The 9632-nt window shown below is 71.7% G+C and carries 6 protein-coding genes and 2 pseudogenes; 6 read left to right on the forward strand and 2 right to left on the reverse strand.

Features of this window, described 5'->3' with window-relative positions; genetic code table 11:
• Window positions 1–2: 2 nt before the first annotated feature.
• The 6 genes and pseudogenes from ACFWP2_RS30380 (at window position 3) to ACFWP2_RS30405 (ending at window position 6684) form a co-directional block, all read left to right on the forward strand.
• Window positions 3–920: a transglycosylase family protein gene (locus ACFWP2_RS30380; protein WP_380457328.1), complete on the forward strand. Its 918-nt coding sequence runs from the start codon at window positions 3–5 to the stop codon at window positions 918–920.
• Window positions 921–1239: 319 nt separating this feature from the next.
• Window positions 1240–2526: a phosphopyruvate hydratase gene (gene eno, locus ACFWP2_RS30385; RefSeq protein WP_380457330.1), complete on the forward strand. Its 1287-nt coding sequence runs from the start codon at window positions 1240–1242 to the stop codon at window positions 2524–2526.
• A 185-nt stretch (window positions 2527–2711) separates the two neighbouring features.
• Complete coding sequence (locus ACFWP2_RS30390) at window positions 2712–3284, forward strand: septum formation initiator family protein (protein WP_380457332.1); 573 nt, start codon at window positions 2712–2714, stop codon at window positions 3282–3284.
• Window positions 3256–3795 (forward strand): annotated as a pseudogene (locus ACFWP2_RS30395) (DUF501 domain-containing protein); the annotation flags it as partial. The gene ACFWP2_RS30390 and the pseudogene ACFWP2_RS30395, both read left to right, overlap by 29 nt.
• Window positions 3796–3923: 128 nt before the next feature.
• Window positions 3924–4865, forward strand: a complete 942-nt coding sequence (locus ACFWP2_RS30400) for an exopolyphosphatase (RefSeq protein WP_380457334.1) — start codon at window positions 3924–3926, stop codon at window positions 4863–4865.
• Between the two features lie 451 nt (window positions 4866–5316).
• Window positions 5317–6684: an NAD(P)/FAD-dependent oxidoreductase gene (locus ACFWP2_RS30405; protein WP_380457336.1), complete on the forward strand. Its 1368-nt coding sequence runs from the start codon at window positions 5317–5319 to the stop codon at window positions 6682–6684.
• 177 nt (window positions 6685–6861) lie between these two features.
• Here the strand turns inward: ACFWP2_RS30405 and ACFWP2_RS30410 are convergent, their stop codons facing one another.
• Together ACFWP2_RS30410 and ACFWP2_RS30415 are read right to left on the reverse strand one after the other, a co-directional pair.
• Complete coding sequence (locus ACFWP2_RS30410; RefSeq protein WP_380457338.1) at window positions 6862–9417, reverse strand: ABC transporter permease; 2556 nt, start codon at window positions 9415–9417, stop codon at window positions 6862–6864.
• Window positions 9418–9464: 47 nt separating this feature from the next.
• Window positions 9465–9632 (reverse strand): annotated as a pseudogene (locus ACFWP2_RS30415) (ABC transporter ATP-binding protein); the annotation flags it as partial.

The raw sequence follows: 9632 nt of genomic DNA on the forward strand, positions 1-9632 counted from the left end.
TCATGCTGTTCGTTGGAACTGGCCGTCACCGTCGTCGCACCCAGGCCGAGAAGGCCATCGCCGTCGCCGGTGTGGCCGGCGTCGGACTCGCGATGCCGCTCCTCACCGCCACCGGCGCCTCCGCCGCCCCGGCCTCCACCTGGGATTCCGTCGCCCAGTGCGAGAGCGGCGGCAACTGGAGCATCAACACCGGCAACGGCTTCTACGGCGGCCTCCAGTTCACCTCCAGCACCTGGAAGGCGTACGGCGGCACCGCCTACGCGCCGCAGGCCAACCAGGCCAGCAAGGCCCAGCAGATCTCGGTCGCCGAGAAGGTGCTGGCCTCGCAGGGGCCGGGCGCCTGGCCGGTCTGCTCCCAGAAGGCCGGCCTGACCAAGGGCGGCGCCCCGGCCGCGGTCGACACCTCCTCGGACGCCAAGCCGCAGTCCGCCCCCAAGCAGCAGACCCCGAAGCCGGCCGCCAAGCCGGCCGAGAAGCCGGTCGCGCAGCAGCCCGCCGCCCAGAAGCAGGCCCAGAAGCCGGTTCAGAAGCCCGCCGCGCAGCCGGTCCAGCAGGTCGCCCCGCAGCAGCAGGCGCAGCCGCAGACCCCGGGCTTCTCCGGCAAGGCCGGCTGGGACGCCGACGCCAAGGTGTTCTGGTACCAGAACAACGGCGCCTGGTACTGGACCAGCCACCAGAGCGTCTACCAGCAGTACGCCGGCCAGGCCGCCGCCCAGCCGCAGTACGCCCCGCAGGCCGCGCAGTCGGCCCCGCAGGCCACCGGCCACGACTACACCGTCCGCGCCGGTGACACCCTGTCGACCATCGCCACCGCCCAGGGCGTGTCCGGCGGCTGGAACGCGCTGTACGAGCAGAACCACGCCACCGTCGGTGGCGACCCGAACCTGATCATGCCCGGCCAGGTGCTGCACCTCGGCTGAGCCGGCCCGCCCGACGCCGGCCCGCCCGACGCCGGCCCGCCCGACGCCGGCCCGCCCGGCGCCGACGCCGCCTCACCCCGCCGTCCGAAGGGGGCCGGTCCTACCGGTCCCCTTCGTCCGCATTCGCCCGCTCCGGTGGGACAAGCTGGGACAAGCAGGTGAACTACCGGTGGGTAGTGGGGCCACACGCTGAGACGGAACCGAGGCGGACGTGGCCCCGGGAGCCCGGGCGGTTAGGCTCTGGTCGTAACGACTCCGCAATCGTCCTGCTGACAGCACCACCGTCAGACCGGACCCTGCTTCCGCAAGGAGATGCCTCGTGCCGTCCATCGATGTCGTCGTAGCCCGTGAGATCCTCGACTCGCGCGGCAACCCCACGGTCGAGGTCGAGGTCGGCCTCGACGACGGCAGCACGGGTCGTGCCGCTGTCCCGTCGGGTGCCTCCACCGGTGCCTTCGAGGCGCTGGAGCTGCGCGACGGCGACAAGAACCGCTACTTCGGCAAGGGCGTCGAGAAGGCCGTCCTGGCCGTCATCGAGCAGATCGGCCCGGAGCTGGTCGGCTACGACGCCACCGAGCAGCGCCTGATCGACCAGGCCATGCTGGACCTGGACGCCACCCCGGACAAGTCCTCGCTCGGCGCCAACGCCATCCTGGGCGTCTCGCTGGCCGTCGCGCACGCCGCCTCCGAGGCCAGCGACCTGCCGCTGTTCCGCTACCTGGGCGGCCCGAACGCGCACGTCCTGCCGGTCCCGATGATGAACATCCTCAACGGCGGGTCGCACGCGGACTCCAACGTCGACATCCAGGAGTTCATGATCGCCCCGATCGGCGCGGAGTCCTTCTCCGAGGCCGTCCGCTGGGGCGTCGAGGTCTACCACACGCTCAAGGGCGTGCTGAAGGAGCGCGGCCTGTCCACCGGTCTGGGCGACGAGGGCGGCTTCGCCCCGAACCTGGACTCCAACCGCGAGGCCCTGGACCTCATCGTCGAGGCCATCCAGAAGGCCGGCTACGAGCCCGGCCGTGACGTCGCGCTGGCCCTGGACGTCGCCTCCTCCGAGTTCTACGAGGACGGCGCCTACCAGTTCGAGGGCAAGGACCTCACCTCCGCCGAGCTCATCGAGTACTACGCCGAGCTGGTCGCCGCCTACCCGCTGGTCTCCATCGAGGACCCGCTGGACGAGTCCGACTGGGACGGCTGGAAGGCCATGACCGACAAGCTGGGCGACAAGGTCCAGCTGGTCGGCGACGACCTGTTCGTCACCAACCCGGCCCGCCTGGCCCGCGGCATCGAGACCGGCACCGCCAACGCGCTGCTGGTGAAGGTGAACCAGATCGGCTCGCTGACCGAGACCCTGGACGCCGTCGAGCTGGCCCAGCGCAACGGCTACCGCTGCATGATGTCGCACCGCTCCGGCGAGACCGAGGACGTCACCATCGCCGACCTGGCCGTCGCCACCAACTGCGGCCAGATCAAGACCGGTGCCCCGGCCCGCTCCGAGCGCGTCGCCAAGTACAACCAGCTGCTGCGCATCGAGGAGATCCTCGACGACGCCGCCGAGTACGCCGGTCGCGGCGCCTTCCCGCGCTTCCGCTCCGCGGAGTAGCCGGCACAGCGGGCGCGAGGCCCGAGCACTGCGCTCACGAGGGCCGGGCGCCCGGCGCACGAGGCCCGAGCGCCCCGCGCACGAGGCCTGAGCGCTCCCGGTAGCGCACGCCTGACCGGTGCCCCGCCGTTCACCCCGTAGGGTGGACGGCGGGGCACCGTCGCGACCAGGAGGGGATACGGGAGATGGCTGGCTGGAGGATCCCGGGCTTGGCGGCCCGGCCCCGGTTCACGAGCCGGGCGACCGTCCTCGTCCTGGTGCTCTGCTCGCTGGTGGCGATCCTCGCCTACCCGACGCGGCAGTTCATCTCCCAGCGCGCCGAGATCTCCGCCCAGCGGGCGAAGGCCGACCACGCGCGCCAGCAGGTCGAGCAGCTGCGCCGGGAGAAGGCCCGCTGGCAGGACCCGGAGTACGTCAAGGCGCAGGCCCGCGCCCGGCTGCACTACGCGGTGCCGGGGGAGACCCCGTACATCGCGGTGGACCCGGCCGGCCAGGCCTCCGCCCAGCCCTCCTCGTCCGCGGCCGGCGCGGCCTCCTCCGCGAACCCGGCCTCCGGCAACCCGGCCGCCGCGAACCAGGCTTCCGGCAAGCCGGCCTCCGCGGGCCCCGCCGGCCGGACGACGGCGGCCAAGCCCTGGTACGCCAGCATCTGGGACTCGGTGGACGCCGCCGACACCGCGGCGGCGGCCCCCGTCGACCCCCTTCCCCTTCCCCTCCCACCGTCCCCCGTTGGAGACACCTCCCCCCATGACCACTGAGAACCACCCCACCGTCTCCGACGCCGACGTCGCGGCCATCGCCGCCCAGCTCGGCCGGGTGCCGCGCGGCCTGCGCGGCGTGGCGCACCGCTGCCCCTGCGGCAACCCGGACGTCGTCGAGACGGCCCCCCGACTGCCGGACGGCACGCCGTTCCCCACGCTCTACTACCTGACCTGCCCCAAGGCCGCCTCGCTGATCGGCACCCTGGAGGCGGAGGGCGTGATGAAGGACCAGAGCGCCCGGCTCGCCGAGGACCCGGAGCTGGCGGCCGCCTACCAGAAGGCGCATGAGGACTACATCGCCCGGCGCGACGCGATCGAGGTGCTGGAGGGCTTCCCGAGCGCCGGCGGCATGCCGGACCGGGTGAAGTGCCTGCACGTGCTGGTCGGCCACTCGCTGGCGGCCGGCGAGGGCGTCAACCCGCTCGGCGACGAGGCGCTCGGCATGCTGGAGGACTGGTGGGCCAAGGGCCCGTGCGTCTCCCCGGCCGAGGTCGAGGCCGCCGGTGAGCGGGTCACCCGCAACCGCGCCAAGGAGCAGGACCACGAGGCCGTGATCGCCGCCAAGGAGCAGAAGACCGCCGAGCGGGCCGCGAAGAAGCGTGCCGCCGAGGCTTCCCCGGCGGAGCAGGAGTCCGAGTGACCACGACCCGCGTGGCCGCGATCGACTGCGGCACCAACTCGATCCGCCTGCTGGTCGCCGACCTCGACCCGGAGACCGGGGAGATCACCGACCTGGACCGCCGGATGATCGTCAACCGGCTGGGCCAGGGCGTGGACCGGACTGGCCGGCTGCACCCGGACGCGCTGGCCCGCACCTTCGCGGCCTGCCGGGAGTACCAGGAGATCATCTCCGGCTTCGGCGTGGGCCCCGAGCGGCTGCGCTTCGTCGCCACCAGCGCCTCCCGGGACGCGGAGAACAGCGACGAGTACGTCAAGGGCGTGCGCGACATCCTGGGCGTCGAGCCCGAGGTGGTGAGCGGCGAGGAGGAGGCGCACCTCTCCTTCGTGGGCGCCACCAAGGAGCTGGCGGGTGGTCAGTTCCCCGGCCCGTACCTGGTGTTCGACCTGGGCGGCGGTTCCACCGAGTTCGTGCTCGGCACGGACGACGTCGAGGCGGCGCGTTCGGTGAACATCGGCTGCGTGCGGCTCACCGAGCGGTACTTCGGCGAGACCGAGCTGCCCTCCGAGGAGCAGGTCGAGGCGGCCCGGGCGCATGTGCGGGCCGAGCTGGACCGGGCCGAGGAGGTCGTCCCGCTGACCGGCGCGGCCACCCTGGTGGGTCTGGCCGGGACGGTCACCACGGTGTCCGCGATCGCCCAGGGCCTGCCCGAGTACGACTCGGCGGCGATCCACCACTCGCGGATCGGCCGGGAGCGGGTCGCCGGGATCGCCCGGGAGCTGCTGGCCGCCACCCACGCCGAGCGCGCGGCCATCCCGTCGATGCACCCGGGCCGGGTGGACGTGATCGCGGCCGGGGCGCTGGAGCTGCTGGAGATCATGGAGCGCACCGGCGCCGCCGAGGTGGTCGTGAGCGAGCACGACATCCTCGACGGGATCGCCTGGGGCATCGCCTCCTGACCCCGGGGCATCGCCTCCTGACCCCGTGCGGGCCTCACCCGCCCCGGCCCCGGCACCCCTTTCGGGTGGCCGGGGCCGGGGCGCGCCCGAGCGCGGGGCGGAAAGGTTCGTGAATTTCTTCACATGACGATCCGGTCATTCGCCGTACCGGCCCGCCCGCTACGTCCGAATTGTGGGACCGAAGGCGCGCCGGTCGGCTGGCCCATGGGATCGCAGGTCAGGCCTCGTTTGAGGTTTGAAATTCGAAATCATGCGCGGGAACCCGGGCGCTGTGCGGATCGTTGCTGCTCAGGCCGGTAGTGCTCCGGCGTGCGCTCGCGCGGGGCCGTCCAGGGGTGGGGGCCGCCGCGCCGGGCCCGGTTTTGCGGCCGCGCAGTGTAGCACGGGGGGTCCGTCAACTTGTGACCGGGCTCACGAAGGCTGCTCCGGACGGTGCTGGATACTTTCGGATATGAGCACCACGGAGCGTCCTCGCATCCTCATTGTCGGCGGTGGTTACGTCGGCCTGTATGCCGCGATGCGCATCCTCAAGAAGATGCGTTACGGCGAAGCGACCGTCACGGTCGTCGACCCGCGGTCGTACATGACGTACCTGCCCTTCCTCCCCGAGGCGGCCGGCGGCAACGTCGCGCCCCGCAACCTCGTCGCGCCGCTGCGCAGCGCCCTCAAGCAGGCGGAGGTGCTGACCGGGTCCGTCACCGGCATCGACCACGCCCGCAAGGTCGCCACCATCCAGCCCGCGGCCGGCGACAGCTACGAGCTGCCCTTCGAGTACCTGGTCGTCGCGACCGGCTCGGTCTCCCGCACCTTCCCGATCCCGGGTCTGGCGGAGAACGGCATCGGCATGAAGACGGTCGAGGAGGCCATCGGCCTCCGCAACCACGTCATGGCCCAGCTCGACAAGGCCGAGTCCACCACGGACGCGGAGATCCGCCGCAAGGCGCTGACCTTCGTCGTGATCGGTGGCGGCTTCGCCGGCATCGAGACCGTCGCCGAGATCGAGGACATGGCCCGCGACGCGGCCAAGCTGTACAAGACCGTCAGCCGCGAGGACATGCGCTTCGTGGTGGTCGAGGCGGCCAACCGCATCCTCCCCGAGATGGGCCCGGACCTCGGTCTGTGGACCAAGGAGAAGCTCGAGGAGCGCAACATCGAGGTCTACATCGAGACCTCGATGGACTCCTGCGTCGACGGCCACGTCATGCTGAAGAACGGCATGGAGATGGACGCCTCCACCATCGTGTGGACGGCCGGCGTGAAGCCGAACCCGGTGCTGTCCGAGTTCGGCCTGCCGCTGGGCCCGCGCGGCCACGTCGACACCGCGCCGACCCTCCAGGTCCAGGGCTTCGACTACGTCTGGGCCGCCGGCGACAACGCCCAGGTGCCGGACCTCGCCGCCGGCGAGGGCGCCTGGTGCCCGCCGAACGCGCAGCACGCCTGCCGTCAGGCCGTCGTCCTCGGCGACAACGTGATCTCCGGCATGCGCGGCTTCCCGCAGAAGGAGTACAAGCACAAGAACCTCGGTGCGGTTGCCGGTCTCGGCCTGCACAAGGGCGTGGCGATCCTCTTCGGCAAGTACAAGCTGAAGGGCCGTCCGGCCTGGTGGTTCCACCGCCTGTACCACGGCGCGATGGTGCCGACCTTCAACCGCAAGGTCCGCGTCTTCACCGACTGGACGCTCGCGATGTTCCTCAAGCGCGAGATGGTCGGCCTCTCCCAGATGGAGCGGCCGCAGCTTCCGATCCAGGAGGTCACCCCGCCCACCAAGCCCGTCGAGGCCGCCAAGCCGGCCGCCGACAAGGAACTCGCGAGCAAGTAAGCGACTGAGACCCCGGTGTGGGAGCACCGGGGTATGAGTCGGAGGCCCTCCGCCCGGCAGCGTTGCCGGACCACGACCTCCGTGGTGCTCAGCCGGCCGTGCGACCGGGCGGAGTACAGAAGTAGAAGGTCCCCTGCCGAACCCTCCGGCAGGGGACCTCTCTCGTTCCGGGACCGGTCAGTCGGTCTTGATGCTCGACAGGATGTCCAGCTTGGACGCCCGGCGGGCCGGCCAGATCGCGGCCACCAGGCCGACCACCCCGGCCAGCGCCAGGAAGAGCGCCAGCTGGCCGAACGGCAGGACCGTGGTCAGCCCGGAGAGGCTGGACTTCAGGGTGCCGTTGATCGCCCAGGCGATGAAGCAGCCGAGCAGCAGGCCGATGCCGGCGCCGAACAGCGAGATCACCACGGACTCCATGCGGACCATCCGCTTGATGCCCCGGCGGTCCAGGCCGATCGCCCGCAGCATCCCGATCTCGCGCTTGCGCTCGAAGACCGACATCGCCAGCGTGTTGACCACGCCCAGGATCGCGATCAGGACCGCCATCCCCAGCAGGCCGTACATCAGGTTCAGCGCGAAGGTGATGGTCTGGCTGAAGGCGTCCCGGACGTCCTGCTTGGACTTCACGTCGATCACCGGGTTGGCGCCGGTGGCGTCCTTGAGCGCCTGCTTGAGGCCGTCGGTGGCGCCGTCCTTGCCCTTGACCAGGACGTCGGAGATGTACGGCTTGGGCTCGTGCTTGACCAGCTCGCTGTTGGCCAGCAGGACCGGGCCGAGCATGCCGCCCGCCTTGTACACGCCGCCGACGGTGAACCGGCCGGTGGACTCGTCCGGGAAGGTGACGTTCAGCACCGAGCCGGCGGTGACGTTCAGCTTCTTGGCCGCGTCCTCGTCGACCATCAGCTCGCCCTTGGCGAAGCCGGCGGCGGAGCCGCTGGTCAGCTGGACGTCGGCGAGCTGGTCGAGGACGGCGGCGTCCACGCCGTTGACCGCCTTGGTGGTGCCGTTGAGCTCCCAGAACGCGGTGGTCATCGCCGAGGAGGCGGCGACCCCGGGGGCCTTGGCGATCTGCGCGGGCACCTGCTCGGACAGGCTCATGCCGTTGGCGGCCCCGACGATGTAGTCGGCCTTCATCGAGCTGGTGACGGCCCGGTCGACGGTGTCGTTGACCGAGGCGCCGATCACCGTGAGGCCGGTGACCAGGGTCAGACCGATGGTCAGCGCGGCGGCGGTGGCCGCGGTGCGGCGCGGGTTGCGCACCGCGTTCCGCTGGGCGAGCCTGCCCGGGGTGCCGCCGAGCCGCAGCAGCGGGCCGACCAGCGCGACCACCGGACGGGAGAGCAGCGGCAGCAGCACGAACACGCCGATCAGGGCCAGGAAGGCGCCGGCGCCGACCGGGAGCCGGCCGCTGTCGTTGCCGGTGGAGGCGCCGTAGCCGATCAGCGCCAGGCCGCCGCCGGCGAGCACCGAGCCGATCGTGTTGCGGACCACCAGGCTCTTCTGGGAGACCGGCTGGTCGCCGCTGCTCATCGCGGCCACCGGGGCGATCCGGGAGGCGCGCACGGCGGGCAGCAGGGCCGACAGGACCGTCACCACGACGCCGACCACGACCGTCACGACGACGGTGAGCGGCCTGATCACCAGCGAGCCGTTCGGCATGTTCTCGTTCAGCGAGCCGATCAGCGACTGCATCCCGGCGCCGATCCCGATGCCGGCGACCAGGCCGGCCGCGGCGGAGACGGTGCCGATCAGCAGGGCCTCGATCAGCACGGACCGGGTGACCTGCTTGCGGCTGGCGCCGATGGCGCGCATCAGGGCCAGCTCCTTGGTGCGCTGGGCGACCAGCATCGTGAAGGTGTTGGCGATGATGAAGATGCCGACGAAGAGCGAGATGAAGGCGAAGACCAGGAGCATCGTGCGCATGCTGCTGGTGGCCTCGGTGATCATCTTCTGCTCGTCGGCGTTGAGCTTGGCGCCGGTCTCGACGTCGAACCGGTCGCCGGACGGCATCGCGGGCTGGACCTGGGCGAGCAGCGCGTCCTGGCTGGTGCCGGGCTTGGCGGTGAGCACGACGCTGCTGTAGCGGCCCGGCTCCAGCAGGGTCTGCTGGGCGGTGGCCTTGTCGAACAGGGTGAGCGTGCCGCCTGTGTTCACCACCGGGTCGTCGGTGGTGAAGACGCCGGTGAGCTTCGCCTCGACGACCGGGCCGTTGGCGGCGACCCGGACGGTGTCGCCGACCTTGTAGCCGGCCTTCTCGGCGGTCTTGCGGTCGAGCGCGACCTCCTTGGCGGTCTTCGGGCCCTGGCCCTCCACCATCGGGTAGCGCGGGTCCTTGCCGTCCGGGCCCGGCGCGAAGTTGGCGCCCTTGGCGGCCCAGACCTGGCCTATCAGGTCGCCCTTGCGGTCGGCGACGCCGGTGAAGCCGCTGACCACGCCGCGGGCGCCCGCGGTGCCCGGCAGGGCGGCCAGCTGCTGGACGGTGGCGTCGGTGAGGGTGGCCGTGCCGCCCTCGCTCTTCTGCCGGGCGGAGGCGGCGGAGCCGGCCGCGCGGTCCACCACCTGGACCGAGACGTCCGAGTAGCTCTTGGAGTTGCTGTCCCGCATGGCCTTGCCGAAGGTGTCGGAGAAGACCATGGTTCCGGCCACGAAGGCGGTGCCGAGCATGACGGCCAGCGCCGTCATCAGCAGTCGGCCCTTGTGGGCCAGCACGTTGCGCAGTGCGGTGCGATACATGGGGTGTCCTGGGGTGGGTCGGTGAGCGGGCTACGGCTGCCGTGGTGTCAGCTGGTGCGGCCCTTGGCGTCGAAGCGGCGCATGCGGTCCAGGACGGTGTCGGCGGTGGGCTGGTGGAGCTCGTCGACGATGCGGCCGTCGGCGAGGAAGACGACGCGGTCGGCGTAGGAGGCGGCGACGGGGTCGTGGGTGACCATGACGACGGTCTGGCCGAG

The sequence above is a fragment of the Kitasatospora sp. NPDC058444 genome, assembly GCF_042721415.1.
Taxonomy (GTDB): domain Bacteria; phylum Actinomycetota; class Actinomycetes; order Streptomycetales; family Streptomycetaceae; genus Kitasatospora.

Excerpts from the sequence above, each read along its gene's own strand:
- ACFWP2_RS30380 (WP_380457328.1), top strand. The coding sequence starts at position 3 with ATGCTGTTCGTTGGAACTGGCCGTCACCGTCGTCGCACCCAGGCCGAG.
- ACFWP2_RS30390 (WP_380457332.1), top strand. The coding sequence starts at position 2,712 with ATGGCTGGCTGGAGGATCCCGGGCTTGGCGGCCCGGCCCCGGTTCACG.
- ACFWP2_RS30405 (WP_380457336.1), top strand. The coding sequence starts at position 5,317 with ATGAGCACCACGGAGCGTCCTCGCATCCTCATTGTCGGCGGTGGTTAC.
- ACFWP2_RS30410 (WP_380457338.1), bottom strand. The coding sequence starts at position 9,417 with ATGTATCGCACCGCACTGCGCAACGTGCTGGCCCACAAGGGCCGACTG.